General features: G+C 68.3%; 21 protein-coding genes. 12 read left to right on the top strand and 9 right to left on the bottom strand.

Translation table 11 applies throughout. The annotated features are described in order from the left end of the window. The first annotated feature begins 1 nt into the window (after nucleotide 1). The 3 genes from V3596_RS18920 (at nucleotide 2) to V3596_RS18930 (ending at nucleotide 6,002) form a co-directional block, all read left to right on the top strand. Entirely contained in the window at nucleotides 2–1,240 is a 1,239-nt protein-coding gene (locus V3596_RS18920) for an efflux RND transporter periplasmic adaptor subunit (RefSeq protein ID WP_334279377.1), read from the top strand. After that, entirely contained in the window at nucleotides 1,237–4,377 is a 3,141-nt protein-coding gene (locus V3596_RS18925; RefSeq protein ID WP_334279379.1) for an efflux RND transporter permease subunit, read from the top strand. The genes V3596_RS18920 and V3596_RS18925 overlap by 4 nt, the downstream gene beginning before the upstream one ends. A 152-nt stretch (nucleotides 4,378–4,529) precedes the next feature. Beyond that, a complete protein-coding gene (locus tag V3596_RS18930; RefSeq protein WP_334279380.1) occupies nucleotides 4,530–6,002 on the top strand; it encodes an amino acid permease in 1,473 nt (490 codons plus the stop codon). A gap of 68 nt (nucleotides 6,003–6,070) precedes the next feature. Here the strand turns inward: V3596_RS18930 and rpe are convergent, their stop codons facing one another. From rpe to V3596_RS18945, 3 genes are read right to left on the bottom strand one after another with little or no spacing between them, the layout of a single operon-like run. Beyond that, on the bottom strand, nucleotides 6,071–6,748 hold the full coding sequence (gene rpe, locus V3596_RS18935; RefSeq protein ID WP_334279381.1) for a ribulose-phosphate 3-epimerase: 678 nt from the start codon (nucleotides 6,746–6,748) through the stop codon (nucleotides 6,071–6,073). 32 nt (nucleotides 6,749–6,780) lie between these two features. Then, nucleotides 6,781–7,398 (bottom strand): DNA-3-methyladenine glycosylase I, encoded by a 618-nt coding sequence (locus tag V3596_RS18940; RefSeq protein WP_334279382.1) that lies wholly within the window; start codon nucleotides 7,396–7,398, stop codon nucleotides 6,781–6,783. After that, nucleotides 7,395–8,171: a substrate-binding periplasmic protein gene (locus V3596_RS18945; protein ID WP_334279384.1), complete on the bottom strand. Its 777-nt coding sequence runs from the start codon at nucleotides 8,169–8,171 to the stop codon at nucleotides 7,395–7,397. Before V3596_RS18945 ends, V3596_RS18940 begins: the two co-directional genes overlap by 4 nt. 37 nt (nucleotides 8,172–8,208) lie before the next feature. Here V3596_RS18945 and apaG point away from each other — a divergent pair, with 37 nt between their 5' ends. From apaG to mltA, 3 genes are all read left to right on the top strand, one after another. Further along, the gene (gene apaG, locus V3596_RS18950; RefSeq protein ID WP_334279385.1) at nucleotides 8,209–8,583 is read left to right on the top strand and encodes a Co2+/Mg2+ efflux protein ApaG; all 375 of its coding nucleotides are present in this window, start codon (nucleotides 8,209–8,211) and stop codon (nucleotides 8,581–8,583) included. 8 nt (nucleotides 8,584–8,591) lie between these two features. Beyond that, nucleotides 8,592–10,583 carry a site-specific recombinase gene (locus V3596_RS18955; protein WP_334279386.1) on the top strand — a complete coding sequence of 664 codons (1,992 nt, stop codon included), beginning with the start codon at nucleotides 8,592–8,594 and terminating at the stop codon, nucleotides 10,581–10,583. Nucleotides 10,584–10,698: 115 nt separating this feature from the next. Beyond that, nucleotides 10,699–11,820, top strand: coding sequence for a murein transglycosylase A (gene mltA / locus V3596_RS18960; protein ID WP_334279387.1), 1,122 nt, complete (start codon nucleotides 10,699–10,701; stop codon nucleotides 11,818–11,820). A 12-nt stretch (nucleotides 11,821–11,832) separates the two neighbouring features. On the opposite strand, the gene V3596_RS18965 is transcribed toward mltA, so the two are convergent. Continuing rightward, nucleotides 11,833–12,111: a DUF427 domain-containing protein gene (locus V3596_RS18965; protein ID WP_334279388.1), complete on the bottom strand. Its 279-nt coding sequence runs from the start codon at nucleotides 12,109–12,111 to the stop codon at nucleotides 11,833–11,835. Between the two features lie 35 nt (nucleotides 12,112–12,146). Between V3596_RS18965 and V3596_RS18970 the strand changes: the two genes are divergently transcribed. Both V3596_RS18970 and V3596_RS18975 read left to right on the top strand, forming a co-directional pair. Beyond that, the gene (locus tag V3596_RS18970) at nucleotides 12,147–12,386 is read left to right on the top strand and encodes a hypothetical protein (protein WP_334279389.1); all 240 of its coding nucleotides are present in this window, start codon (nucleotides 12,147–12,149) and stop codon (nucleotides 12,384–12,386) included. Nucleotides 12,387–12,583: 197 nt separating this feature from the next. Beyond that, a complete protein-coding gene (locus V3596_RS18975) occupies nucleotides 12,584–13,237 on the top strand; it encodes a hemerythrin domain-containing protein (protein WP_334279390.1) in 654 nt (217 codons plus the stop codon). 4 nt (nucleotides 13,238–13,241) lie between these two features. Here the strand turns inward: V3596_RS18975 and V3596_RS18980 are convergent, their stop codons facing one another. Together V3596_RS18980 and V3596_RS18985 are read right to left on the bottom strand one after the other, a co-directional pair. Next, nucleotides 13,242–14,579, bottom strand: a complete 1,338-nt coding sequence (locus V3596_RS18980; RefSeq protein WP_334279391.1) for a GAF domain-containing protein — start codon at nucleotides 14,577–14,579, stop codon at nucleotides 13,242–13,244. Beyond that, nucleotides 14,579–15,049: a hypothetical protein gene (locus V3596_RS18985; RefSeq protein WP_334279392.1), complete on the bottom strand. Its 471-nt coding sequence runs from the start codon at nucleotides 15,047–15,049 to the stop codon at nucleotides 14,579–14,581. Before V3596_RS18985 ends, V3596_RS18980 begins: the two co-directional genes overlap by 1 nt. Before the next feature lie 110 nt (nucleotides 15,050–15,159). Here V3596_RS18985 and V3596_RS18990 point away from each other — a divergent pair, with 110 nt between their 5' ends. Genes V3596_RS18990 through V3596_RS19005 form a run of 4 tightly spaced genes read left to right on the top strand, consistent with a single transcriptional unit; the run spans nucleotide 15,160 to nucleotide 24,487 of the window. Continuing rightward, entirely contained in the window at nucleotides 15,160–15,816 is a 657-nt protein-coding gene (locus V3596_RS18990) for a hypothetical protein (RefSeq protein WP_334279393.1), read from the top strand. A 45-nt stretch (nucleotides 15,817–15,861) separates the two neighbouring features. Next, nucleotides 15,862–21,648 (top strand): alpha-2-macroglobulin family protein, encoded by a 5,787-nt coding sequence (locus V3596_RS18995; protein ID WP_334279394.1) that lies wholly within the window; start codon nucleotides 15,862–15,864, stop codon nucleotides 21,646–21,648. After that, nucleotides 21,645–23,774: a penicillin-binding protein 1C gene (gene pbpC, locus V3596_RS19000; RefSeq protein ID WP_334279395.1), complete on the top strand. Its 2,130-nt coding sequence runs from the start codon at nucleotides 21,645–21,647 to the stop codon at nucleotides 23,772–23,774. The genes V3596_RS18995 and pbpC overlap by 4 nt, the downstream gene beginning before the upstream one ends. Further along, nucleotides 23,771–24,487: a haloacid dehalogenase type II gene (locus V3596_RS19005; RefSeq protein ID WP_334279396.1), complete on the top strand. Its 717-nt coding sequence runs from the start codon at nucleotides 23,771–23,773 to the stop codon at nucleotides 24,485–24,487. Before pbpC ends, V3596_RS19005 begins: the two co-directional genes overlap by 4 nt. A 15-nt stretch (nucleotides 24,488–24,502) precedes the next feature. On the opposite strand, the gene V3596_RS19010 is transcribed toward V3596_RS19005, so the two are convergent. From V3596_RS19010 to V3596_RS19020, 3 genes are all read right to left on the bottom strand, one after another. Beyond that, the gene (locus V3596_RS19010) at nucleotides 24,503–24,856 is read right to left on the bottom strand and encodes a cupin domain-containing protein (RefSeq protein WP_334279397.1); all 354 of its coding nucleotides are present in this window, start codon (nucleotides 24,854–24,856) and stop codon (nucleotides 24,503–24,505) included. 147 nt (nucleotides 24,857–25,003) lie between these two features. Beyond that, nucleotides 25,004–25,369, bottom strand: coding sequence for a RidA family protein (locus V3596_RS19015; RefSeq protein WP_334279398.1), 366 nt, complete (start codon nucleotides 25,367–25,369; stop codon nucleotides 25,004–25,006). A 2-nt stretch (nucleotides 25,370–25,371) separates the two neighbouring features. Continuing rightward, nucleotides 25,372–26,697, bottom strand: a complete 1,326-nt coding sequence (locus V3596_RS19020; protein ID WP_334279399.1) for an NAD(P)/FAD-dependent oxidoreductase — start codon at nucleotides 26,695–26,697, stop codon at nucleotides 25,372–25,374. Between the last annotated feature and the right edge of the window lies 1 nt (nucleotide 26,698).

The raw sequence follows: 26,698 nt of genomic DNA on the forward strand, positions 1-26,698 counted from the left end.
CATGCGCAGCAAGCCTCTTGCCCTGACCCTGATCGTGATTGCGCTGGCCGGCGCTGGCTGGTGGTGGAAAGGGCGGAGCATCAGCGATGGGGCGGCGGCCGCAGCCAGCGCGCCGGCCTCCGGCGCTTCGGGTACTGCCAAGGGCGCTCCGCAACTGGTGGGCGTCTGGAGGGCGCAGAAGCAGGACGTGCCGGTGAGCATCGAGGCCAGCGGCACCGTCGTCGCCCTCGCCACCGTGGACCTGCGGGCGCAGACCACCAGCACCGTTCGCGAACTGCTGATCAAGGACGGCGACATGGTGCGCCGGGGCCAGCCGCTGTTCCGGTTTGATGATCGCGCCGACCGTGCCAACCTGGACAAGGCCCGCGCCCAACTGGCCCGCGACCGAGCCAGCCTGAATGACCTGGAGCGCCAGCTCAAGCGTGCCGAAGGACTGAAGTCGCAAGGCTTCGTGGCCCAGAACGCCGTGGACACCGCGCTGAGCAATGTCGAAGCGGCCCGCGCGCTGATCCAGTCGGATGAAGCCGCCGTGCAGGCCGCGCAGGTCTCGCTCTCTTACAACGAAGTCCGAGCGCCCTTCGCCGGCCGGGCAGGCCAGCTCAACGTGGTGCCCGGCACGCTGGTGCAGGCCAATGCCGCGGCCCTGCCGCTGGTCAGCATCGCCCAGCTTCATCCCATCGGTGTCGGCTTCGTGGTGCCCGAGACCCAACTCAGTGCCGTGCTCGCCGCCACCCGCGGCAGCAAGGCCGAGGGCCTCGAAGCGCAGGTCCTCATGCCTGGTGCGCGTGGCGCCAAGGCAGCCGACGAGGCGATCAAGGGCCGCGTCACCTTCGTGGACAACCTGGTGGACGCCAACACCGGCACCTTGAGGCTCAAGGCCGAGTTCGGCAACGACAAGCAGGCCTTGTGGCCCGGCCAGTATGTGCGCGTGCGCATGGTGCTGCGCACTCTGAAAGACGCGGTGGTCGTGCCGCAGGCGGCCATCATCCAGCGCGGCAATGAGCGCTCGGTCTACATCGTCGGCCCGGACAAGACCGCGGTGCAGAAGGTCGTCCAGACCCGCTACCCCTTTGGCGAGCTGATCGTGGTCGAGGGCGTGGAAGCCGGCGACCAGATCGTGCTGGACGGCAAGCAGAACCTGCGGCCCGGCGTGCCCTTGAAGACGCAGCCGGCATCGCTGAACCCGGCTGCCGCGTCCGCTCGTGCAGCATCGGCGACTGCCTCGGGTGCCTCCAAATGAACTGGACCGAGCTTTTCATCCGGCGGCCGGTGATGACCGTGCTGCTGAACGTGTCGGTGGTGATCGCCGGCCTGGCAGCCTGGAGCAAGATCCCGGTCGCTGCCCTGCCCAGCTACAACACGCCGGTCATCAATGTGCAGGCCAGCTTGCCCGGCGCCTCACCCGAGACCATGGCTTCATCGGTCGCGCTGCCGCTGGAAAAGCAGTTCTCCACCATCGCCGGCCTGACGACGATCTCGTCCAGCTCCGGCCTCGGCGGCACTTCGCTCACGCTGGAGTTCGACCCGTCACGAAACATCGACGCGGCCGCTGTGGACGTGCAGGCCGCGCTGTTCCGGTCCTTGCGCGCCCTGCCGGTCGAGATGACTTCGCCGCCCAGCTACCGCAAGGTCAATCCGGCCGATGCGCCGGTGCTGCTGGTGGCGCTGACCTCGCCCTCGATCAACATCACCGAGCTGAATGATTTCGCCGAAAACCTGATCACGCCGGCACTCTCCACCATCGACGGTGTGGCCCAGGTCTCCATCTTTGGCCAGAAGCGCTACGCCGTTCGCATCAAGGTGCGCAACGACCTGCTGGCCCAGCGCAACATGACGCTGGAGGAGCTGCAGGCGGCGATCCGTACCGCCAATGCGAACACGCCGGTCGGCGTGCTGGACGGCAACCGCCAGACGCTGACCATCCAGGCCAACAAGCAGTTGAAGAACGCGCGCGAGTTCGGCGCGCTGGTGGTTGCCACGCGCAATGGCGCGCCGGTCTTCCTGCGCGACGTGGCCGATGTGCAGGACAGCTTCGAGACCACCAAGTCCTTCAGCAACTTCAATGGCGAGCGCTCCATCGTGCTGGCCGTGCAGCGCCAGCCGGATGCCAACACCGTCAAGGTCGTCGATGCGGTGAAGACCATGCTGCCGCGCTTCAAGGAGCAGCTGCCCGACTCGGTGCAGATGAACACCTTGAACGACCGCTCGATCTCGGTGCGCGAATCGCTGCACGACGTGTATCTCACGCTGGCGCTGACCGTGGGCCTGGTGGTGATGGTGATCTTCATCTTCCTGCGCCGCGCGGCCGCGACTCTGATCCCTGCGCTCTCGCTACCGATCTCGCTGATCGGCGCCCTGACCTTGCTGTTCGCGCTGGGCTACAGCCTGGACAACATCTCGCTGCTGGGCATCACGCTGGCCGTGGGCCTGGTAGTGGACGACGCCATCGTGATGCTGGAAAACATCTACCGCCATATCGAAGATGGCGCCAAGCCCTTCGAGGCCGCGATCCGTGGTGCGCGCGAGATGACCTTCACCATCCTCTCGATCTCGATCTCGCTGGTGGCGGTGCTGATCCCGATCTTCTTCATGCCGGGCGTGATCGGCCTGCTGTTCCACGAGTTCGCCGTGGTGGTGTCGCTGTCCATCCTCGTGTCGGCCATGGTCTCGCTCACGCTCGTGCCCATGCTTTGCAGCCGCTACCTGAAGCCGCATCACGACACCGAGGAAGGCAGGCTCGGCCAGCTGTTCGAGCGCGGCTTCAAGGCCACGCAGGACGCCTATGCCAACTCGCTCGACTGGGCCCTGCGCCGGCGCGGCTGGATCTACGGCCTCGCCCTGGCCAGCTTCATCGCCACGATCTGGCTCTACATCGCCATTCCCAAGGGCTTCTTCCCTGAGGAAGACATCGGCCAGATCCAGGCCAGCACCGAAGCCAGCGAAGACACCTCCTTCAACACGATGACGGTGCTGCAGGAGCAGGCGGCGGCCATCGTCAAGAACAACCCGGCGGTGCTGAGCGTCTCGGCTGCCGTGGGCGGCGGCCAGAACGCCACTGGCGCGACCAACACCGGCCGCATGTTCATCAACCTGAAGCCCCGCAAGGAGCGGCCGCCGATGGTGAAGGTGGTGGAGAGCCTGCGCAAGGACCTGCGTGCAGTGCCCGGCCTGCAGGTCTTCCTGCGCCCGGTGCAGAACCTGCAACTGGGCGGGCGCCAAAGCAAGAGCCGCTACCAGTTCACTCTGCAGTCGGTGGCGGCGGGCGAGCTGAGCACCTGGGCGCAGAAGCTGCAAGCAAAGCTGCGCGACGACAGCAAGATGTTCCGCGACGTCACCAGCGACTCGCAACTGCGCGGCCTGCAGGCCAACCTCGTCATCGACCGCGAGCGCGCCAACCTCTTGGGCGTGCAGATGCAGGACGTGCGCACCATGCTTTACGGCGCCTTCGGCGAGCGCCAGGTGTCCAGCATCTATGCCGAGAGCAACACCTACCAGGTGATCATGGAGGCCGGCGACGCCGACCGCATGGGCGAAGACGCCTTCGACAAGATCCATCTGCGCAGCAAGAACGGCTCGCTGGTGCCGCTCACCGCCTTTGCCTCGGTGCAGCGCGGCCTGGGCCCGACGTCCGTCAACCACCAGGGGCAGCTGCAGGCCATCACGCTCTCCTTCAACCTGGCGCCCGGCGTGCCGCTGGGCGAAGCGACGAAGGCGATCTCCGCCTATACCAAGGAAATCGCGCTGCCCGCATCCATCATCACCAGCTACGGCGGTGATGCCGCGGTGTTCCAGGATTCGCAGTCCGGCCAGCTGCTGCTGATCGGCCTGGCGCTGGCGGTGATCTATGTGCTGCTGGGCGTGCTGTACGAGAGCTACATCCACCCGATCACCATCCTGGCCGGCCTGCCCTCGGCGGCCGTGGGCGCGCTGATCACCTTGCAGGTTTTCGGCATGGACCTGACCATCATCGCAACCATCGGCATCGTGATGCTGATCGGCATCGTCAAGAAGAACGCGATCATGATGATCGACTTCGCGCTGGATGCGCAGCGCAACGGTGGCATGACGCCGCAAGCCGCGATCCGCGAGGCCTGCATCCTGCGCTTTCGCCCGATCATGATGACGACGCTGGCGGCCTTGATGGGCGCCCTGCCCATCGCCCTGGGCCTCGGCGCTGGCGCCGAGCTGCGCCAGCCGTTGGGCCTGGCGGTGGTGGGCGGCCTGATCCTGTCGCAGGCGGTGACGCTCTACATCACGCCGGTGATCTACCTGGCACTGGACCGCTGGAGCGGCCATGGGCCGGACACGCGCGAAGTGGCGCATGTGGTGATGACCAGCCACTCCGAGCCGCGACCGAGCTCAGTCCCTGCGGACTGAGCGACGCGTGCCGAGGGCCGGCCCATGTCCCGCATGTGCCGGCGGCAGCAGACTAGGGATCCAGCGGGAAACAACCCATGCGGGCCGGGCCGCCACTTCGTTACAGTGGCGGCCCGGCCCGCATTGGGCGAAAGACAAGCAGAAGGCCCTCGATGGACGCCATTCCCCACCAAGATCTGAAGCGCGGCATCGGCGCGCGGCAGCTGAGCATGATTGCCATCGGCGGCGCCATCGGCACCGGGCTGTTCCTGGCCAGCGGCGGCGCCATCGCCAATGCCGGCCCCGGCGGCGCGATGCTGGCCTACGCCATCATGGGCATGGCCGTGTTCTGCATGATGCAGTCGCTGGGTGAGATGGCCACGCAACTGCCGATCGCCGGCTCCTTCGAAGCCTATGCCGAGCGCTTCGTCGACCCGTCGCTCGGCTTTGCCTTCGGATGGAACTACTGGTTCAGCTGGTCGATCACGCTGGCGGCCGAGTTCGTGGCCGGCGCGCTGATCGTCAAGTTCTGGTTCCCCGACAGCAACCCGACCTACTGGGCCATGGGCTTCTTCGTGCTGCTGATGGGGCTGAACCTGCTGTCGGTGAAGGCCTATGCCGAGGCCGAATACTGGTTCGCCAGCATCAAGGTGACGACGGTCATCATCTTCCTGTTCGTCGGCGCGCTGATGGTGTTCGGCATGCTGGGCGAGGGCAAGGCGGTGGGCTTCCACAACTGGGGCATCTCGGACGCGGCCAGCGGCAAGAGTGCGCCCTTCGTGGGTGGCCTGGCGGCCATCCTGGGCGTGTTCCTGGTGGCGGGCTTCTCCTTCCAGGGCACGGAAGGCGTGGGCCTGGCCGCGGCCGAAACCGAGGACCCGAGCAAGAACGTGCCCAAGGCCATCCACTCGGTGTTCTGGCGCATCCTGCTTTTCTATATCGGCGCCATCCTGATCATCGGCCTCTTGATCCCGTTCAACGACCCCAACCTGCTGCGCAACGACGAAGGCAGCGTGGCCTATTCGCCCTTCACCATCGTCTTCTCGCACATCCCGAAGGTCGGCTACTACGCGGCCAACCTGATGAATTTCGTGATCCTGTCGGCCGTGCTGTCGGCGGGCAATTCCTCGCTCTACGTGTCTTCGCGCATGCTGTACGCGATGGCCCACAGCCGCAAGGCGCCGCGCATCTTCGGCAAGGTCAATACGCGCGGCGTGCCGGTTGCCGCCGTCTGGGCCACCGGCCTCGTGGGCGCGCTGGCCTTCCTGGCCAGCGAGATCGGTGCCACCAAGATCTACCAGTTGCTCTACAACGCCTCGGGCCTGACGGGCTTCATGATCTGGCTGGGCATCGCCATCTGCCACCTGCGCTTCCGCAAGGCCTGGGTGGCGCAGGGCCGCCCCTTGAGCGAGCTGAAGTTCAAGGCGATGTTCTACCCCTGGGGCCCCTGGGCGGCGCTGGTGCTGTTCCTGATCGTGCTGTTCGGCGCCAATGCCTGGGTGTTCCAGGCCGAGCAGTTCAGCTGGTTCGATTTCATCAGCAACTACATGCTGATCCCGATCTTCGTGCTGCTGTACCTTGGGCACAAACTGATCAACAAGACCCGGGTCGTGCCGCTGAAGGACTGCAACTTCAAGATGGACTGATCGGTCCGACCATGAAAGAGGGGCGCCGCGGCGCCCCTCTTTTCATTGGCTCTTCGCCGCAGCCGCCATCAGCGCGCCAGTTCGGCCCGCATCTGGTCGATCACGGCCTTGTAGTCGCCCTTGCCGAAGATGGCCGAGCCAGCCACGAAGGTGTCGGCGCCGGCGTCGGCGATTCTCCGGATGTTGTCGACCTTGACGCCACCGTCGATCTCGAGGCGGATGTCGCGGCCGCTCTTGTCGATGATCTTGCGGGCCGCTTCCAGCTTCTTCAGTGCGGACGGGATGAAGCTCTGGCCGCCGAAGCCGGGGTTGACGCTCATGATCAGCACCAGGTCGACCTTGTCGATCACCCACTCAAGCACATCCAGCGGCGTGCCCGGGTTGAACACCAGGCCTGCCTGCTTGCCCTCGGCCTTGATCAGCTGCAGCGTGCGGTCCACATGGGCGCTGGCCTCAGGGTGGAAGCTCACCAGGTCGGCGCCGGCCTTGCAGAAGGCCTGTGCCAGGCTGTCCACCGGCTGCACCATCAGGTGCACGTCGATGGGCGCGGGCGTGCCGTCGGGCTTGACCGAGTGCTTGCGCAAAGCCTCGCAAATCATCGGCCCGAAGGTCAGGTTGGGCACGTAATGGTTGTCCATCACGTCGAAGTGAATCCAGTCGGCGCCGGCCGCCAGCACGTTGCGGACCTCCTCGCCCAGGCGGGCGAAGTCGGCGGAGAGGATGCTGGGGGCGATGCGGTGGCTCATGGCTGCTTCAAAGGGGAAGTGAGCCCGCGATTTTAGGGGCGCTTGAATTTGCGCAAAGCCGCGTCGACCTTGGCGCGGGCATGGCAGCCCTCGGCGTGGTCGTTGACCATGCCCATCGACTGCATGAAGGCATGCATGGTCGTCGGCCCGACGAACTTCCAGCCGCGTTTCTTCAGGTCCTTGGACAAGGCCTTGGACGCGGCCGTCTCGGTCTGGCCCAGCACATCGGGCGTGGCCGCCGGCTCGAAGCGCCAGAGGTAGCGCGCCAATGAGCCCTCCTCCTCGATCAACTCCAAGGCCCGCTGCGCGTTGTTGATCGCCGCCTCGATCTTGCCGCGGTGGCGCACGATGCCGGCGTCCTGCAGGAGCCGCTCCACGTCTGCCGCGGTGAAGCGCGCCACCTTCTTGAAATCAAAACCGGCGAAAGCCTGGCGGAAGGCCACGCGCTTGGCCAGGATGGTGCGCCACGAGAGGCCCGACTGGAAGCCTTCCAGGCACAGCTTCTCGAAGAGGCGCTTGTCCTCGTCGACCGGGAATCCCCATTCCTGGTCGTGATAGTCGACATAGGGCGGCCAGTCGGCGCCGGCAGCGCACCAGCGGCAGCGCGGCGGGCCGCCGGCGGCGAGGTAGAGATTGGTTTGGTCGTTCATCGGTATTTGTCGCTGATGGCCTTGAGTTGCCCTTCGCGCTCGAGCTTCTGCAGTGCGCGCAGCAGAAGCCGCTCGACTGCGGCAGGCACCTTGCGCCCGACGGCCAGGAACTGTAGATCGGTCTGGAACACGGTCGCTGCGATGCGCAGCTTCTCACCCGAACGGAACTCGCGCAGATGGCGTTGCAGGTTGAGGTCCTGGCCGTAGACATGATCGGTGCGGCCCATGGCCAGCATCTGCAAGGCCTCGAAGTCGGAGGCGACTTCGGTCACCGCCACACCGGCCTCGCGCAGCGTGGCGGCCAGCACGGTGCCGCGGGTCACGACAACAGGCTTGTCCCGGCTGGCCGCCACCAGCTCGGCCAGGTCCCGGGGCTCGTCGCCGCCGTCCTGCCGCATGGCCACCATGTGCTGGATCCGGTACAGCGGCACGGGCAGGTAGCGCCACTGCTTTTCACGCTCAGCCGAACGGAGCAGGCAGAAGAACACATCGATCTCGCCCTGGGCGAGCATGATCTCGACCCGGCGCAGCGGCGCCTGCTGGTCCAGGCCGCTGAAGCGCAAGCCGGGCTCGGCCTGCTCCACCGCGCGCAGCATCTCCATGCAGATGCCCGGCCGGTTGGCATCGCCCGGCGCGTACTTGGCCCTCGAATTGCTCTGTTGAACCGTGCGCAAGGTCGTGCCCTGCGCCGGCAAGGAACCCAGCAACGGGCCCAGCAAGGCGAGAGCGAAAAGCGCGAAGGCGATGGAGCGGTAGGACACGACCACCAGCATAACGGGCCAGCCATGTCCTCGCCCTAGAATGGGGCGCATGTCCTCCCCCCACTTCAAGTGCACGGTGCAGGTGCAGCCCCTGGCCGAGCAGACCGATGTCGAGCAAGGCCGCTGGGCCTACACCTATACGATCACGATTGCCAACGACGGCGACATCGCCGCACAGCTGGTGGCGCGTGAGTGGGAAATCATCGACAGCGAAGGCCGGCGCCAGCAGGTGCGCGGCCTGGCCGTCGTCGGCCATCAGCCCTTTCTGCAGCCGGGTGAGCAGTTCCAGTACAGCAGCTGGGCACATATCGCCACGCCTCACGGCAGCATGAAGGGCCGCTACCTCGGCGTGACCGAGAGCGCAGACGTGTTCTGGTCCGAGGTGCCCGAGTTCCTGCTGGCCGACAGCGCCAGCCTGCATTGACGGCCTAGATGGCAAGCCAAGGCGCCTGGGACCTCACCGCCCTGCTCAATGCGGCCGACCCGTCGGCCGCGCTGCCGCTGCGCAATCTGTGGCTGGCCCGGCTGCTGGAATGGCTGCGCCATGCGCCGCTTGAAAAGTCCGAGCCGCTCGAGCGCGGCGCGCGCCCGCTGCCGCTGTCGCGGCTGATCCACCTGCTCAATGTGCTGGAGCGCCACCCGGACCATGCCGCCAACGTGACTGGCGTGCTGGCCGGGGCCTGGCGCGACCTGGATGCCGTCGGCCTGTTTGCCGACGTGGGCTTTGCCTCGCGCATGGCGATGTGGAGCGAGGTGGGCCACCGCCTGCGCCTGCGCCTGCTGCCCGGCACCGTGGAAACCAAGGACCTCGGCGAACTCTTCGGGCTCCTGTTCCCGGATGCCGAGGACGAGGCCTGGCTGCGGGCGATGGACGACAAGCTGCTGCAGCGCCTGTCAGCGCTGTTCGTAGGCGCACTGCCCGATGTGGACTGGCGTGCCGCCCTGGTGGACGCCCTGACGATGCTGGTCAGCGCCATTCGTGCCGCCGGCTTCTCAGGCCCCTTGCGCCAGCGCATGGGCCCCGAGCTGCTGGCCAACAACCCCTTCGGCCAGCTGTCGCGTGCGGCCGAAGACCTGATCGACACGCTGAAGCGTGGCGACGCCGCCGAGCTGCGCCGCGCGCTGCAATACCTGCGCGCCCTGCTCGATGCCTGCCACGCCGCTGCGGCCTCGGTGCCCGAGCATCTGGAGGCCTGGGGCGTGTCGGTGGACATCATGTTCGAGGTCGAGCAATTGCTGGAGCGCGCGGCACGTGCCGAAGCGCTGCTCGATGTATTGGTGGCCGAGCAGCCGGCACGCGAGCTCTTGCAGCTGCTGGCCGGGCTGGTGCGCGTGGTGCATGAGCGGCGCAGCCTGCGCACGCTGTTCGCGCGCCACTACGCGCTGCTGGCCCGCAAGGTGGCCGAACGCAGTGCCCAGACCGGCGAGCACTACATCACCCGCAATGCCGCCGACTACCGGGACATGCTCTGGCGAGCAGCCGGCGGCGGCGCCATGATCGGCGGCACGACGCTGATCAAGTTCGCCCTGGCGGCGATGACGTTCTCGGCCTTCTGGGCCGGCTTCGCGGCGGGCGTCAATTACTCGCTGTGCTTCGTCCTGATCCATCTCCTGCACTGGACGGTGGCCACCAAGCAGCCGGCGATGACCGCGCCGGCCATGGCCCACAAGCTGCGCGACATCACCTCCGAAGAAGGATTGGAGGGCTTTGTCGACGAGGTCGCGAATCTGCTGCGCTCGCAGTTCGCCGGAATTGTCGGCAACCTGATTGCGGTGATACCGGTGGTGCTGGGCGTGCAATTGCTGGCCTGGCTGGCCTTCGGCGGACCGGCCGTCGGGCCCAAGGAGGCCGACTATGTGCTGCATTCGCTCAACTTGCTGGGTCCGTCGGTCTTCTTCGCCGCCTTCACCGGCGTGCTGCTCTTCCTCTCCAGCCTGATCGCCGGCTGGGTCGAGAACTGGTTTGTGTTCTACCGCCTGGACAGCGCAATTGCCTGGAACCCGCGCCTGATAGCGCGCCTGGGTGCAGCGCGGGCGCAGCGCTGGTCAAGCTGGTGGCGGGCCAATATCTCGGGCCTGGCGGCCAACACCTCGCTGGGCCTGATGCTGGGCCTGGTGCCGGTGGTCCTGGCCTTTTTCGGGCTGCCCATCGAGGTCCGGCACGTGACGCTCTCGACCGGCCAATTGGCGGCTGCCGTGGGTGCCTTGGGCGTGGAGATCTTCAAGCAGCCAGCGTTCTGGTGGTGCGTGCCGACGATCGTCTTGATCGGCATCCTGAACCTCGGCGTCAGCTTTGCGCTGGCATTCCTCGTGGCGCTGCGGGCCCGTGGCATTCAGGTGGCAGACCGTGCCCGGCTTCGCTCGGCCATATGGCGGCGCCTGCGCAGCCAGCCGCGCAGCTTTGTACTGCCGCCCAAGGAATGACGATGCTTATTCGTCGTCCGGCCGCTCGCCGCCCTTGCGGCCCGAGAACATGGTCCACCAGACGATGAACACCAGGACGAGCAGCGCGCACAGCGCTTCCAGCAAGATCAGACCCATGACGCATTTCCCCAAGAAGGCGGCGGCGATTCTAGGCCTCGTGCTGGCCGGCTGTGCCGCGCCGCCGGTGAGCTTGCCACCGCCCGTACCGGCCAAGCCAGCGCAGGTCGAGCCGCAGAAGCCGGCCGCCGCCGTGATGCAGCGCGAACGCTCGCGCTGGGTGGCCACCGAGTGGAGCGAGCTGCCCGGCTGGGGCAGCGACAAGGCGGCCGAGCTGTGGCCCGCGCTGGTGCGCGGCTGCGAGAAGCCGGCTGCCAGCTGGGCGGCACTCTGTGCTCAGGCGGCGCTGACCGAGCCGGGCGACGATCTCGCCACCGCCATGTGGCTGATGGAGCGGCTGCAGCCCTGGCGCATTGAAAGCCATGAGGGCGAGCAGCAAGGCCTGCTGACCGGCTACTTCGAGCCCGAGCTCGAGGCCCGCCGGCAACGCAGCGACAACTTCCAGGTCGCCGTGCTGGCCGCGCCGCCGGACCTGCAGCAGCGTCGCCCCTATTTCACCCGCCAGCAGATCGACAGCGAGCCGCTGCGCAGCCGCATGCAGCCGCTGGTCTTCATCGAAGACGCCATCGACCTGCAAGTCTTGCAGTTGCAGGGCTCGGGTCGGGTCCGGGTGACCGAGACCAACGGCGAGCGGCGCTGGGTTCGCGTCGGCTTTGCCGGCCACAACGACCATCCCCTGACGCCCCTGGGCCGCTCGCTCGCCGTGATCGGCGAGTGGAGCGATGGCCCGGCTGCGCCGCGCCCGGCGGTGCGCGAGTGGGTCAAACGCAATCCGCAGCGGCTCAACGAGCTGATGTGGGCCAATGCCCGCTACGTGTTCTTTCGCGAGGAGCCGCTGCGCGACCCGCAGGCCGGTCCCCGGGGGGCGCAGGGCGTGCCCTTGACGCCCGGCCGCTCGGTGGCGGTAGACCGGCTTTCCATCCCTTACGGCACGGCCTTGTGGATGGACGGCGGCGATGCCGGCACGCGCCGCCTGGTGATGGCCCAGGACACCGGCGGCTCCATCATCGGCGCGGTGCGGGCCGACTACTTCACCGGCTGGGGTGCGGAGGCCGAGGCCGCAGCGATGAAGATCAAGCAGCCCTTGAAGCTCTGGGCACTGTGGCCAAGAGAGCGCTAGCCAGCCGGTCGTTCAGTCGACGACCTGCACGCCTTTCCAGAACGCCACCCGGCCCTTGAGCTCGGCGGCCTGCTCGGTGGGCTCGGGGTAGCTCCAGACCGAATCGGGATTGAACTCGCCGTTGACGAACAGGCTCTGATAATGCGCCTGCCCCTTCCAGCTGCTGCTGCGGTGGTTGCTGAAGCTCAGGTACTCCTTCTTCAGCGACTCGGCCGGGAAATAGTGGTCGCCGTCGACCACGACGGTGTCTGCGCTTTCGGCGATGACGACGCCGTTCCAGATTGCCTTCATCTTCAACACTCTCCTGCCTGCGGATTCTCCAAGACGTGAAACGTTACCACTGCCACCAGGGCAAAGACATCTTCGTCACCGCCGGCACCGCCCGCGAGCTGGCGCCCGGCGCCTTCGGCATCCTGGCCATCGGCGGCGGGGCCGAGGGCTGGTCGGTTGCGCACCGCGGCCCCGGCGGCGACGTGGTCGACCTCGGCGGCGAGTACTACTTCGGCACGCCGGAAGAGGCGCTGGAGTTCGTCAAGGAGTTGATCGATCTGATGCTGGGCGGCTGAGCAGCCCGTCCTGGAAGCGGTCGCCCTCCGCGGACAGCGAATCATGACTTTGCTCACCGTGCCGTTCGGCGGCTTAGGAAATTCTTAAGCTAGGGCGAGCCAAGATTTAGGAATGCGGCAAGGCCCTGCTGCCTATCGTTGAGGCGTCGAAAACACCGACCCCTTCCGTCTCATCGATCCACCCCAGGAGCCCTTTCATGAACACCCCCCGCCACGACATCTACGCCTTCATCCACAAGGGCCTGCGCGCCTTCATGGCCCACACCTTGCTGCATGCCGGCCGCGTCGATGCCGGCGATCCGGCCGACGTGGCCGAGCTGCGCGAGCAGTGCGACGCGCTGCTGGACATCTGCGCCAGCCACCTGCACCACGAGAACGAAGTGATACACACGGCCATCGAGGCGCGCAGCCCGGGTGCCAGCGGCCGCATCGCCGACGAGCATGTGGAGCACCAGGAGGCGATCGCCCGGCTGCGTGCTCTGCTGCACCTGATCCCCGGCGATGCCGACGCGGCCCGGCAGCTCTACGTCGAGCTGGCCGCGTTCGTGGCCCACAACTACGAGCACATGGCCTACGAGGAAGGCACCCACAACGCCGCGCTCTGGGCCACGCACAGCGACGACGAGATCCGTTCGCTCGAGCACCGCATCGTGTCCAGCCACCCGCCCGAGAAGATGCAGGTCGCGTTGCGCTGGATGCTGCCGCACATGAATCCAGCCGAGCGCGCCCAGATGCTGGGCGGCATGCGGGCCGGCGCGCCGCGCGAGGCCTTCGAGGGCGTGCTGGCACTGGTGCGCCCGCTGCTGGGCGGCCGCGACTGGCGCAAGCTGGCCGACGCGCTGGCGCTCTGAGCCCTCAGCCCTCGGCCTCGACCAGCCGCAGCGGCCGCGCCACGCAGAGGCGGAACTGGCCGCGCCCGGTCTTCTCGAAGGCCAGCGACGGGCAGCGCTCGGCGAGCCGCCGCTGCAGAAGGATCAGCCGAGCTTCCAGGTTGTCGCTGACATCGGGCAGGCGCAGCTCGGGCGCCATGCGCAGCTCGCGGTTGGTGAACTCGCAGCGGCCGGCCTGGTACTCGCGCACGAGCTTCCACAGGATGGCGCCGGCCACGCCCTTGATCAGGTAGTCGCCGGCGACGAAGACACTGTCGTTGCCGGCGTAGTGGCGCAGCTCCAGCGGCTGGCCGGACGAGGGCGGCACGGGGCCGCCGGCCGGCAGCAGCACGGCCGTGGCCGCGCCGCATTCCGCCTGCTGCTGCAGCAGCGCGATCTGCAGGCCCAGCTGCGTGGCCAGCGCGACCAGGGCGTCCTCGTCGTCATAGCCGAAGCGCAAGTCCTGCGCGCTCTCCACGCACAGCACGCCCAGCAGCCGGTCGGCCAGCAGGATGGGCACGGCCAGCTGGCTGTGCGGCTCGGCCAAGCCGGGGAACGGGATCTCGGCCTCGGGCGCCGCATCGCCGCGGCCGGCCGAGCCGTAGAGGTATTCCGAGGTCATGTGGTTGATGCGTATGGCCGTGCGGTATTGCGCCGCCACGCCGATCACGCCCTCGCCGAGCTGGATCTCGCTGCCGATGCCACTGCTGGCGTAGCCGCGGCTGCCGACCAGGAACAGCCGGCGGCCGTCCTCGTCCGCCATCAGCAGCAGGGCCTGCTCGATGCCGAACTCGCCGGCCAACTGGACCAGCAGCTGATCGAACAGCGCGTCCAGGTCGGTGCAGGCCGCCAGGCGCTCGCCGGACTGGCGCAAGGCGTTGAGCAGGTTGCGCTCCGGCGGCGGCCGCTTGAGCTCGGGCCCCGGCACGCGCTCGACCCGCAGCACGCGGTAGACGTCGGCACCCTGCAGCTTGAACACGCCCACCATGCCGACGTGCGAGGCGATCCCGGCCAGCTTGGCCTTGAGGCTCTGGAACAGCGCGCCGGCCGTCTCGGTGCGAAGGTACAGCAGCTCCAGCCGGTAGGCGGCCGCCGTCACGGGATCGATCACCAGGGCCGTGACCTGCGGATTGGCCAGCACGTTCTGGCGCGTCTTGCTGAAGAACTGGAAGGACAGGGCCACGTGGCGTGCATCCACGTACTGCATCTGCGACACGTAGGTGGCATTGGGAACGCCCTCGGCCGAGCAGGTGGCCACGGCCGCCGGAATCACCCCCTCCAGGCAACTGCGGATCGCGTCGAGCTGGACGGTCTCCATGCCCATCAGCCCTCCAGCGGCGCGCCGGCCTGAGGCCCGGGCGTCTGGTTGAAGGCCGCCTCGGGCGTGAAGCGCACCGCCATCAGGTCGGCGGGCGCGCGCCAGAACAGCGTGTCGACGAAGCGCTGGTCCCAGCCCATCGGGCCGAGGTCCTCGGCAAACAGGTCCAGGCTGCGGCGCACGGTGGCCAGGTCCTGGGCGGTGGCCGGCGCCATGCGGGCATCGTGGCCCTTGACCTGCACGGTCTGGTCGGTGCTGGGCTTGCTGAAGCAGACGGCGATGCGGCCGTTGCGGGCCAGGTCACGCGTCACCTGATCGGCGCCGTCGGCGAACAGCAGCACGGTGAGTTGGCCGCTGGCGGCATCAACCGTGCAGCCGGCCCCCTTGGCGATCGACGGCACCAGGCGCTCGCCACAGCCCACCACGGTGATGGACAGCCCGGACTGGATGAAGGCGGCGGTGGCTTCGGACAACATGATGGGCCGGGATTGTGGAGCCGGGCCCGGGCCGGCCGCAAGCCGGGTGTGACCATCGGTTGTTGCGCCGCTGCGGTCCAGAATCACCATTTCTCCCCAGCTGAGCGCCCATGAAATCTTCACCCTTCCTGATCGCCCTGGCCGCCGTCCTGCTGGCCGGCTGCGCCTCCATCCCGCCGGCCCGCCTGCAGTTGCCCGACGGTCTCGACGCCCGCAGCGAGGCGATGAACCTGGGACCATTCGGCCCTGGCCGCAAGGGTCAGGCCCAGATTGACGGCCGCGAACTGCGCTACGAGCGCAGCGCCAGCCGGCTCGATCTGTTCAAGGTCTACGCCAGCGACAAGGCCGCGCTGCGTTTCCAGCTGGCGGGCGTCGAGGCCGACTGCGGCGTGCGTCGCCGCGAACTGAGCGTGGCCGGCATCACGGCCAGCCAGCCCACGCAGGTGCACTGCCAGCTGAGCCCCTTGGTCGGCCTCGTCCTGAGGGCGGCGAGCTCCCCCGGCCGCGGCCTGGAGCCCCGGCCGGCCGGCGAGCTGGTGCTGACCGACGGCCGCAGGCTGCAGGTGCTGGCCTCGTTCCAGATCCAGGGCACGCCCCTGCCCAGCGGCGAGCCCATGGGCTACCTGTTCGCCGAGCAGGGCCGCGTGGTCGGCGCCATCGACACCAACAATCGCACGGCCTACCTGCCCAGGGGCGATGCCGCGCTGCGCGAGGCCTGCCTGCGCGCCGGCCTGGCGCTGTCGCTGCTCTGGATGCCTGACGATTGAGGCTCGAATGAGGCCTAGACTCTCCCGCTTCCAAGGGAGAGTTGGATGCACCAAGCAAGAGGCGACAAGCAGGCCGGCATCAAGCGCTGGCAAGACCTGGCACGCGGCCTGCTGGCGGCGGCAGCCTTCATGGCGGCGGGCGCGGCCCAGGCCGTGTCGGTCACCAGCGCCAGCCCCAGTGGCGAGGTCGCCCAGGCGACGCAGCTGCGCCTGCAGTTCAGCGAAGCGGTCGTACCGTTGGGCGACCTGCGCCAGGCCGACCCGGCTTCTCTGCGCTGTGAAGGCAAGGTCGACACCAGCGGCTCCGGCCACTGGGCCAGCGAACGCGAATGGCTGTTCGAGCTGAACCAGCCACTGCCCCCCGGCGCCGCCTGCCGCGTGTCACTCAAGCCCGAGTTCAAGCCCGGCGCTGAATGGACGGGTGCCCGCGAATTCCGCTTCCAGCTCGGCGCGCCATTTCTGCTCGATGCACGCCCCTGGAATTCCGCGCAGATCGCCGAGGACCAGCAGTTCCTGCTGCACTTCAACGGCGCGCCCGACCTGGCCAGCCTGGCTGGGCGGATCTGGTGCGAGGTTGAAGGCCTGGGTGAGCGCATGCCCGCCCAGCTGCAGCCGCTCGCCGCCCGCGATGCGGCGCTCAAGACGCAAAGCATCTGGGGCAACGAGCGCAAGGGCGAATGGCTGCTGCTGGCCTGCCAGCGGCCCTTGCCACCGGGCGCGCGCGTTCGCATCGTCTGGGGACGGGGCATCGCTGCCGCGCTGAACCCGGCCGTGCAAAGCCGCGCTGACCAGCACCTGCAATACAAGGTCCGCCAGCCGCTGACCGCCGAGTTCCATTGCACGCGCGAGCGGGCCGAGGAACCCTGCATGCCCATCCTGCCGATGCGGCTGGATTTCAGCGAGCAGGTGCCTGCCGCGCTGGCACAGAAGGCCCGGCTCAAGCCGATCGGCGGCGGCCCGGAGATCGCACCCGTCACCTCGAAAGGCGACGGCGCTGACAAAGACGTGAGGCAGATCAGCTTCCCGACGCCGCTGCCGGAGAACCAGAGCTTCCAGCTGGTCCTGCCGCCCGGCATGAAGGACGACGCGGGCCGGCCGCTTTCCAACGCCACGATGTTCCCGCTGACGGTGCGCACCGGCATCGCGCCGCCGATCGCCAAGTTCGCGGTCGCCAGCTTCGGCATCGTCGAGCGCGAGCCCGAAGGCCCGGCACTTGTGCCACTGACGCTGCGCCATGTGCAGGGCGAGCTGCGGCCAGGCAGCAGTGCCGGCCAGATGCTGCGGCAGCGCTTCGACGGCAGCGACCTCGAGCTGCTGAAGGCCTATGCCCGCGTGCGCGAGCTGGGCAATGACGAATACAAGAGCCGCAAGGCGCCCATGCTCGACGCCAGGACGGCCAAGCGCATGGACCTGCCGGTGCTGCAGGGCGGCGACCCGCGGCCCTTCGAGGTGATCGGCGTGCCGATCAGCGAACCCGGCTTCCATGTGCTGGAACTGCGCTCGCAACGCTTGGGCCAGGCGCTGCTCGAACCGGTGGCGCCCATGTATGTGCGCACCAGCGTGCTGGTCACCAACCTGGGCCTGCATTTCAAGCTGGGTCGCGAGAGCAGCCTGGCCTGGGTGACGACGCTGGACCGCGCCCAGCCGGTGGCCAATGCCGACATCTCGGTGATGGACTGCCACGGCAAGCCGATCTGGCAGGGCCGCAGCAATGCGCAGGGTCTGGCACGCATTGACCGCCCGCTGAGCGAACGCATCTCGGGCGAACGATGCCCGGCCGACACCGGACTGTTCGTCACGGCCCGTGCCGGCGGCGAGCTGGCCTTCCTGTTCACGAGCTGGCAGCGTGGCATCGAGAGCTGGCGCTTCAACCTGCCGGTCAGCGACTACGAATGGTCGCCGGTGCGCACGCACACGGTGCTGGACCGCACGCTGTTCCGCGCTGGCGAAACCGTCTCGATGAAGCACTTCATCCGGATGGAGAACGGCCAGGGCCTGGCCATGATCAAGCCTGAAGACCTGCCCAGCGAGGTCGTGGTGAGCCACCAGGGCAGCGGGCAGGAGTTCAGGCTGCCGCTGACCTGGCAGGGCAATGGCCGCTCCGCCAGCAGCCAATGGGCGATACCGCCGGCCGCCAAGCTGGGCGCCTACTCGATCTCGCTGACCGGCAAGAGCCATGGCGGCTTCGGCGGCACGTTCCGCGTCGAGGAGTTCCGCGTGCCCCTGGTCGATGCACGCATCAACGTGCCAGCCACACTGCCGGCCGCGCCCCGGGAAATCAAGCTGGGCGCGCAACTGAACTACATGGCCGGTGGCGGCATGGCGCGCGCGCCATTGAAACTCAGCGCCCTCCTGCAACCGCGCGAAAGCGGCTTTGCCGGCTTCGAGGACTTCAGCTTCGCGCCGCCCCGCAGCGAGCAACGCGCCAACGATGAAGGCGACGAGCAGGACGCCAGCCAGCGCGCCGCCAGGCTGGTGGCCGACAAGCAGCCGGCCGTGACCGACGCCCAAGGCGCGGCCCAGCTGAACATTGCCAAGCTGCCGCCCCTGCAACAGCCCAGCGATCTGCTGGTCGAGCTGGCCTACGACGACCCCAATGGCGAGCGGCAGACCGTGTCGCGCCGCGTGCCGCTGTGGCCGGCCCGCGTGGTGGCCGGCATCAAGGCCAGCCACTGGGTGGGCAATGGCCAGCAATTGCGCTTCCAGGCGCTGGCGCTGGCCACCGATGGCAAGCCGCTGGCAGGTCAGAAGATTGTCGTGCGGGCCCGGCTGCAGCAATGGTTGTCGAGCCGCAAGCGCATGGTCGGCGGCTTCTACGCCTATGACAACAAGCTGGAGCGCAAGGAGCTTGGCGAGGTCTGCAGCGGCACGACCGACGCGAAGGGGCTGCTCACCTGTGAAGCCTCGCTCACCACGCCGGGCCAGGTCGAGCTGATCGCTCGCGCGCAAGACGCCGATGGCCATGCCAGCGAAGCCGCGGCACCGGTCTGGGTGACGCGCCAGGGCGAGTTCTGGTTCGCGCAGAACAACGACGATCGCATCGAAGTCATCACCGAGAAGCGGCGCTACGAGCCGGGCGAGACCGCCCGACTGCAGGTGCGCATGCCTTTCCGCGAGGCCACGGCCCTGGTGGCCATCGAACGCGAGGGCGTCATCGAGACCAGGCTGATGCAGCTGCGCGGCCGCGACCCGGTGATCGAACTGCCGGTGGCGCGCGACTGGTCGCCCAATGTCTACGTGAGCGTGCTGGCCGTGCGCGGCCGCATCCGTGAGGTGCCCTGGTATTCGTTCTTCAGCTGGGGCTGGCGCAGCCCCTTGCAGTGGTGGCGAGACTGGCGCGCTTCCGGCGACTACCAGCCGCCCACGGCCATGGTCGACCTGGGCAAGCCGGCCTACAAGCTGGGCATTGCGGCATTCGAGGTGGGCCTGGCCCGCCATGAGCTGAAGGTCGAGGTGACGAGCGACAAGCCACAGTACGGCGTCCGCCAGAAGGCCTTGGCGAAAGTACGCGTGACGCAGGATGGCAAGCCGGTGCCCGAGGCCGAGCTGGCCTTTGCGGCAGTGGACGAGGGCTTGCTGGCCTTGTCTGACAACGCCAGCTGGGACCTGCTGCACGCCATGCTGCCCAACCGGCCGCTGGCCGTCGAAACATCGACGGCCCAGGGCGAAATCGTCGGGCGGCGTCACTACGGCCGCAAGGCCATCGCGGCGGGCGGCGGCGGCGGCAAGGCCACCCGCGAACTGTTCGACACCCTCTTGCTGTGGAAGCCGCTGGTCAAGCTGGATGCCAAGGGCGAAGCGCAGATCGAGGTGCCGATGAATGATTCGCTGACCAGCTTCCGCCTCGTCGCCGTGGCCGATGCCGGCAGCCACCGCTTCGGCAGCGGCCATGCGGTCGTGCGCGTCAGCCAGGACCTGCAGATGCTGTCCGGCCTGCCGCCGCTGCTGCGCGAAGGCGACAAGCTGCAGGCGCAGATCACGGTGCGCAATGCCAGCTCCCGCGAGATGAAGCTGAAGGTCGCGCTGAAAGGCCAGGTCAACAGCAATGCCTTGAACGGCGAGATCGCACGCAGCGCGCTGAACCTGCCCGCACAGGAGCTGACCCTGGCCGCCGGCAGCGCCCGCGAGCTGGGCTGGCCGCTCGAAGTGCCGATGGGCGCCTTCAGCATCGCCTGGGAGGGCGAGGCCGTCGAGCTCGGCGGTGCGGCCCAGGACCGGGTCAAGCTGTCGCAGCTCGTCCAGCCCGCCGTGCCGGTGCGGGTCTTGCAAAGCACGCTGCAGCAATTGGACGCGCCCTTGAGCATCCCGGTGGCCTCGCCGGCCGATGCGCTGGCTTCCAACGGCGTCAAGCGCGGCGGCCTGCAGATCGGGCTGCAGCCACGGCTGACAGGCGCCTTGCCGGGCCTGAAGCGATTCTTCGAGACCTATCCGTACAGCTGCCTGGAACAACTCAGCTCCAAGGCCATGGCACTGCATGACGATGCTCGCTGGAACGCCTTGATGGCCACGCTGCCGACCTATCTGGACCGTGATGGCCTGGCCAGCTATTTCCCGATTGGTGCGGGTGAGCGGCCGATGGGCAGCGACCGCCTGACCGCCCATCTGCTGGCTGCGGCCCATGAGGCGGGCCGTGTGCTGCCGGAAGAGTCCAGGCAACGCATGCTGGACGGCCTGGCCGGCTTCGTCGAAGGTCGGGTGCAGCGCCGCTTCTGGGCGCCGCGGGCAGACGAGGACGCACGCCGTCTCGCCGCGCTGGAGGCACTGTCGCGTTATGGCCGTGCCAAGGCCTCGCTGCTGGCCACGGTCGATTCCGGGCGCATCAACACCTGGCCCACGGCGACGCTGATCGACTGGCTCAATCTGCTGCGCCGCCTGCCCGACCTGGCACAGCGCGACGTCAAGCTGGCCGAGGTCCAGGCCCAATTGCGCAGCCGCATCAGCTATGCCGGATCGACGCTGCGCTTCGTCAACGAGGAGCAGGACAACTGGTGGTGGCTGATGGAGAGCCCCGATGCCAACGCCGCTCGCCTGATCCTGGCCGTGCTCGAGGAACCGGCATGGAAGGCCGAGTTGCCGCGCCTGCTGCAAGGCCACATCTCCCGGCAGCAGCTCGGTGCCTGGCAGACCACGGTGGCCAATCTGTGGAGCGTGCTGGCGCTGGAGAAGTTCTCGGCCCGCTTTGAGTCGGTCAAGCCCACGGGACGCAGCGTCGCCCAACTGGGCACGCAGCAGCGCGTTCTCGAATGGGCCAGGCAGGCCGAGGGCGGCTCCTTGATGCTGGCCTGGCCCGAGCAGGCCGGGCCCTTGCCTTTGCAAGTGAAGCAGGAAGGGGCCGGCAAGCCCTGGCTGACGGTGCAGAGCCTGGCCGCCATCCCGATCAAGGCGCCGCTCAATGCGGGCTACCGCATCACTCGCAGCGTCCAGGCCATCGAGCAGAAGGACAAGGGCCGCTGGAGCCGTGGCGACGTGATGCGGATCCGTCTGGAGATCGATGCCTCGGCCGACATGAGCTGGGTCGTGGTGAACGACCCGGTGCCTGCCGGTGCCAGCCACCTGGGCACCGGCCTCGGCCGTGACTCCGTCATCGCCACGCAAGGCGAGAAGCGCGAGAGCAACGAATACAGCGAGGCCTGGGTGGCCTACGAGGAACGCGGCTTCGAAGCCTGGCGCGCCTATTACGCCTACCTGCCGCGCGGCAAGCACGTGATCGAGTACACCGTGCGGCTCAACAGCGCCGGCCGCTTCCAGATGCCGGTCAGCCGGGTCGAGGCCATGTATGCGCCGGAGCGCTTCGGCGAGTTCCCCAACGCCACGCTGGAGGTCGGTCCTTGAAGCAGCGTTTGCTCGGCCTTGCGCTCCTGATCGCGGCGGGCCTGGCGCAGGCCCTGCCCACGTTCGAGCAGGTGCGGGCCGGCCACAAGACATCCGACAAGGTGCTGCTGGATCGCCGCGGCGAGCCATTGCAGCTGCTCCGTCTGGACAAGCGGCAACGCGCGCTGCCCTGGGTGCCTTTGGCCCAGTATTCGCCGGCCTTGCTGCACGCCTTGTTGCTCAGCGAAGACCGGCGCTTCTATGAGCACAGCGGCGTCGATTGGGGTGCTGTGGCCGCCAGCGCCTGGGGCAATCTCTGGAACCAGCGCACCCGCGGCGCGTCGACGCTGACCATGCAACTGGCCGGACTGATCGATGACGAACTGACCCGGCCGCAGCAAGGCCGCAGCGGCGCGCAGAAGCTGGGCCAGGCCTGGACGGCCCGCAAGCTCGAAGGCACATGGAGCAAGGCGGAGATCCTCGAGGCCTACCTGAACCGCGTGCCCCTGCGTGGCGAGCTGGTGGGCGTGCCGGCCGCCGCACGGCTGCTGTTCGACAAGAGCCCGGCCGCGCTCGATGCCAGCGAATCAGCCTTGCTTGCAGCGCTCTTGCGCGCACCCAATGCGCGCCCCGCCCTGGTCGCCCAGCGCGCCTGCGAGCTCTTGAATCTGCAGCCGGCCCGCAAGCCCGATTGCCCCGGCCTGGAGATGCAGGCAGCGGCAGCCTTCGCGCGCCGGCCCCTGCCCTTGCCCGGCGAGCATCTCGCGCCTCACTATGCCCGCCTGGCGCTGAAGGCCGATGGCCCCAACAGCCAGCGCAGCACGCTCGATGCACGGCTGCAGCGCGTGGCCGTCCAAGTACTGAAGCAGCAATTGATCGAGCTGCAGGGCCGCAATGTCGAGGATGGCGCTGTCATCGTGCTCGACAACGCCACAGGCGAGGTGCTGGCCTGGGTCGGCTCCAGCGGCGCCGAGTTGTCGAGCGCGGCCGAGGTCGACGGCGTGCTCGCCAGGCGCCAGCCGGGCTCGACGCTCAAGCCCTTTGTCTACCAGCTCGCGCTGGAGAAGAAGCTGATCACGGCGGCCAGCCTGCTGGACGATTCGCCGGCCCAGATCAGCACCGATGCCGGGCTCTACCTGCCGCAGAACTACGACCGCGGCTACCGTGGCTGGCTCAGCGCGCGCTCGGCACTGGGCAACAGCCTGAACATTCCGGCCGTCCGCGTTGGCACCATGCTGGGGGCCGACATGCTGGCTGCCCGCCTCAATGATTTCGGCCTGGGGCTGGAACAGGGCGGCAGCTACTACGGCGCCTCGCTGGCGCTGGGCAGCGCCGAGGTGAACCTGCTGTCACTGACGAACGCCTACCGGGCACTCGCCAACGGCGGCGTCTGGAGTGCCGTTCGCCTGCCCGCCAGGGAGCTCAAGCCAGCACGCCGCGTGGCCGATGCCGCCAGCACTTTCATCGTCGCCGACATCCTGGCCGACAACAACGCCCGCGCCCTCACCTTCGGCATGGGCAGCGTGCTGTCCACCAGCGGCTTCGCGGCCGTGAAGACGGGCACCAGCAAGGACATGCGCGACAACTGGTGCCTCGGCTTCAGTGATCGCTACACGGTCGGCGTCTGGGTCGGCAATGCTGGCGGCGAGGCGATGCACGATGTGTCCGGTGTCAGCGGCGCGGCGCCGGTCTGGCATCAGCTGATGCACTACCTGCACCAGGGCCGGCCCTCCAGGCCACCGAAGGCGCCGGCCGGCCTCACGCAACAACTGGCGCGCTTCGACGGCACTCAGGGCGAGCCGCCCCGCCAGGAATGGTTTGTGCGCGGCACCGAGCTGGCGCGCGTGAGCCTCATGGCGAACGCGCCGCGCGGCATCACCAACCCGCGCGACGGCGCCATCTATGCGCTCGACCCGGACATGCCACCGGCCGCGCAACGCATCGTCTTCGAGGGCGAGGCCGGCCAATGGCAGCTCGACGGCAAGCCGCTCGGTCGTGGCACGTCGGTGCGCTGGGCGCCGACGCCGGGCCGCCACCAGCTGGCCCTGCTGGACGCCCGGGGTCAGGTCTTGCAGAAGCTAGGCTTCGAGGTGCGCGGTGCCATCCTGGTGGCGCGCGCCCAGACTGGCAAGGAGAAAGCACGATGAGTTCAGAGATCGCAGTGAAGGCCCTGATCTTCGACGTCTTCGGCACCCTGGTCGACTGGCGCGGCAGCATTGCGCGCGAGGCCCGGCAGGCGCTGGAGCCGCTGGGCCTCACGCTTGACTGGCCGGCCTTCGCCGATGCCTGGCGCGGTGAATACCAAGGGGCGATGGAAGAGGTGCGCAGCGGCCGCCTGCCTTTCAGCAAGCTCGACCGCCTGCATCGCCGCAACCTCGACATCGTGCTCACGCGGCTGGGTGTCGACGGCCAGGTGGACGAGGCCGTTCGCGCCAGGCTCAACCTCGCCTGGCATCGGCTCGATGCCTGGCCTGACGTGGAGGCAGGTTTGCAGGCGCTGCGCCGGCACTACCTGCTGGCACCCTGCTCCAACGGCAATATCTCGCTGATGGTCGATCTGGCCCGGCGCAATGGCTGGCATTGGGATGCCATCCTTGGCGCCGAGCTGGCGCGTGACTACAAGCCCAAGCCCACCGTCTATCTGCATGCCTGCGCCGCGCTCGACCTGAAGCGCGAGCAGGTGCTGATGGTGGCCGCGCATTCATCCGACCTGGCTGCGGCCGCCGCCGCCGGCCTGCGGACCGCGCACATTGCGCGACCGGACGAAGCCGGCACTGGCCTGGGCGAAAGCGCGCCCCGCGTGCCGGTGGACTTGGCGGTGACCGATCTGCGCGAGCTGGCGTCAGCGCTCAGCCGCTAGGGTCAGCGACTCAGATCAGGCCGTGACCCAGACCTTGCGCACGGTCTCCAGCGTGCGCCAGGTGCCCAGATAGCCCGGCTTCATGATGAAGCAGTCGCCGGCCCGGTAGGTGATCGGCTCATGGCCGTCTTCGGTGATCTCGGCCACGCCCGACAGGATGTAGCAGAACTCCCAGGTCTCGCCCTTGATAGAGCGGTTGGTGCCTGGCGTGGATTCGAAGACGCCGGCGCGCACCTTGCCGTCCTTGGCGCTGTCGACGTCCCAGTTGCGGCAGATGATGTCGCCTTCGAGCACGCGGTCGGCCGGCGGCCGGTATTCGCGGGGTTCACCGAGTTGGTCGAGCTTGAAAGTGACGAGCAGGGAGGACATGGAGCAGGCCTTTCGGGCAGGGATCTTGAGACCCTTGAATGCTAGGCAAGGCCGCTGCCAGGCGGGTGCCGAAGGCGTGGCCGGCAACGGCGGCTTGTTTGCGATTGAGGGCGGCTGGCAGCGCAATCTGCCGCCAGCCTTCAGCTTTCATCCGCAGGCCGCGATGGCATCGATCTCTATCAGGTAGCCGTAGTGCAGCTCCGGCACCGGCACCACGCTGCGCGCCGGCCTGGCATCGCCCATCACCTCGGCATAGACGGCGTTGAAGCGCGGCCAGTGGGCCACGTCGACCAGGTAGGCCGTCACTTTCAGCAGGTCGCCAAAGTCCGCATCGGCCGAGCGCAGTGCGGCGCGCAGGTTGGCGAGCGACTGCCGCACCTGGTCTTCGAAAGGCAGGTCGGCCGTGTGCGTGCCGTCGGGCCGCGCGCCGAGCTGGCCGGAGATGAAGACCAGATTGCCGTGGCGCACGGCATGGCGGTAGTGGCCGCCGGGAGGGGCAATGGCTGTGCTCATGTCTAGAACTCCGCAACCTTGCCCCAGGATGAGTGCTGGAAGCGATCAGGGTGGTAGGGGCTCGGATCGACGATGGGCGGCGCGCCGCTGACGATGTCCGCAATCAGATGGCCGGCGCCGGGGCCGATGCCGAAGCCGTGCCCACTGAAGCCGGCGGCCAGCACCAGGCCGGGCACACCGGTCACTTCGCCGATGCCCGGCACGCCGTCGGGCGTGCTGTCGACGTACCCGGCCCAGCTGGCGGTGACGCTGCGCTCCTTCAGCGCCGGCACCAGGGCCAGCGCTCGTGCATGGGTCAGCCGTACCGTCGCCGCGTCGGGCGTCGGATCGAGGATGCGCATGCGCTCCATCGGCGTGGGTTGGTCCAATTGCCAGCGCGCGAGACTCTCGTGGCCCGAGCGCCAACCTTCCAGACCGCCGGGCGAGAGGCTGCGCCAGCGGCGCGCGAACATCGGCAGGAACTGCGGCGAGAAGCGCAGGAACTGCGGCGTGGGATCGACCCGGGCGCGGCCGCTGACGGAAAGCAGGTAGCCGCCATCGCTGCGCCGCGTCAACGAAACGCCCTTGGTATGCAGGGTGGCCGGCAGCTCGGTGGCCCCCGGCGACACCGTCATCACGGTCTGGCGGATGGTGGCCTGCGGGAAGCGGATGCCCAGCTGGCGGCAGAAGGACGAAGCCCAGGCGCCGCCGGAGAGCACGGCGGTGCGGGTGCGTATCGTGCCCTTCTCGGTGACGACGGCCGAGAGCTTGCCGCCCTCGCGTTCGATGCCACGCGCCGCGCAGCCCTGGTGCACCGTGCCGCCGAGCTTCATGAAGGCGCGGGCCACGGCCGGCGCCGCGCGCGAGGGGTCGGCCGTGCCATCGGTGGGCGAGAACACGCCGCCCTTCCAGGGCTTGCCGGTGACCTGGCCGTGGCGGGCCGCTTCCGCTGCGCTGAGCATCTGCGTGTCCACGCCTGCGCTGCGGCCGAACTCGCCCCAGCGGGCCCAGCCGTCCAGCTCGGCATCGTCATTGCTGAGATAGAGCAGGCCACAGCGGCTGAAGCCGGTGTCTTCACCCGACTCGGCGGCAAACTGTTCCCACAGGGACAGCGCCAGCGTGGCCATCGGCAGCTCGCGCGCATCGCGGTTCTGCTGGCGGCACCAGCCCCAGTTGCGGCTGGACTGCTCGGCGCCGATGCGCCCCTTCTCGATCAAGGCCACCTGGATGCCACGTCGCGCCAGGTAGTAGGCCGTGAACACGCCGACGATGCCGCCGCCGATCACCACCACGTCGGCCGTGTCTGGCAGCGCGGGGCTGGACTCGATCTGATTCAGGGGAGCTCTCATC

The organism is Roseateles microcysteis (assembly GCF_036880965.1).
Taxonomy (GTDB): domain Bacteria; phylum Pseudomonadota; class Gammaproteobacteria; order Burkholderiales; family Burkholderiaceae_C; genus JAUASW01.

What these genes read in the sequence shown, in the direction of transcription:
- V3596_RS18920 (WP_334279377.1), top strand. Translation starts at nt 2, where the DNA reads ATGCGCAGCAAGCCTCTTGCCCTGACCCTGATCGTGATTGCGCTGGCC.
- V3596_RS18925 (WP_334279379.1), top strand. Translation starts at nt 1,237, where the DNA reads ATGAACTGGACCGAGCTTTTCATCCGGCGGCCGGTGATGACCGTGCTG.
- V3596_RS18930 (WP_334279380.1), top strand. Translation starts at nt 4,530, where the DNA reads ATGGACGCCATTCCCCACCAAGATCTGAAGCGCGGCATCGGCGCGCGG.
- rpe (WP_334279381.1), bottom strand. Translation starts at nt 6,748, where the DNA reads ATGAGCCACCGCATCGCCCCCAGCATCCTCTCCGCCGACTTCGCCCGC.
- V3596_RS18940 (WP_334279382.1), bottom strand. Translation starts at nt 7,398, where the DNA reads ATGAACGACCAAACCAATCTCTACCTCGCCGCCGGCGGCCCGCCGCGC.
- V3596_RS18945 (WP_334279384.1), bottom strand. Translation starts at nt 8,171, where the DNA reads ATGCTGGTGGTCGTGTCCTACCGCTCCATCGCCTTCGCGCTTTTCGCT.
- apaG (WP_334279385.1), top strand. Translation starts at nt 8,209, where the DNA reads ATGTCCTCCCCCCACTTCAAGTGCACGGTGCAGGTGCAGCCCCTGGCC.
- V3596_RS18955 (WP_334279386.1), top strand. Translation starts at nt 8,592, where the DNA reads ATGGCAAGCCAAGGCGCCTGGGACCTCACCGCCCTGCTCAATGCGGCC.
- mltA (WP_334279387.1), top strand. Translation starts at nt 10,699, where the DNA reads ATGACGCATTTCCCCAAGAAGGCGGCGGCGATTCTAGGCCTCGTGCTG.
- V3596_RS18965 (WP_334279388.1), bottom strand. Translation starts at nt 12,111, where the DNA reads ATGAAGGCAATCTGGAACGGCGTCGTCATCGCCGAAAGCGCAGACACC.
- V3596_RS18975 (WP_334279390.1), top strand. Translation starts at nt 12,584, where the DNA reads ATGAACACCCCCCGCCACGACATCTACGCCTTCATCCACAAGGGCCTG.
- V3596_RS18980 (WP_334279391.1), bottom strand. Translation starts at nt 14,579, where the DNA reads ATGGGCATGGAGACCGTCCAGCTCGACGCGATCCGCAGTTGCCTGGAG.
- V3596_RS18985 (WP_334279392.1), bottom strand. Translation starts at nt 15,049, where the DNA reads ATGTTGTCCGAAGCCACCGCCGCCTTCATCCAGTCCGGGCTGTCCATC.
- V3596_RS18990 (WP_334279393.1), top strand. Translation starts at nt 15,160, where the DNA reads ATGAAATCTTCACCCTTCCTGATCGCCCTGGCCGCCGTCCTGCTGGCC.
- V3596_RS18995 (WP_334279394.1), top strand. Translation starts at nt 15,862, where the DNA reads ATGCACCAAGCAAGAGGCGACAAGCAGGCCGGCATCAAGCGCTGGCAA.
- V3596_RS19005 (WP_334279396.1), top strand. Translation starts at nt 23,771, where the DNA reads ATGAGTTCAGAGATCGCAGTGAAGGCCCTGATCTTCGACGTCTTCGGC.
- V3596_RS19010 (WP_334279397.1), bottom strand. Translation starts at nt 24,856, where the DNA reads ATGTCCTCCCTGCTCGTCACTTTCAAGCTCGACCAACTCGGTGAACCC.
- V3596_RS19015 (WP_334279398.1), bottom strand. Translation starts at nt 25,369, where the DNA reads ATGAGCACAGCCATTGCCCCTCCCGGCGGCCACTACCGCCATGCCGTG.
- V3596_RS19020 (WP_334279399.1), bottom strand. Translation starts at nt 26,697, where the DNA reads ATGAGAGCTCCCCTGAATCAGATCGAGTCCAGCCCCGCGCTGCCAGAC.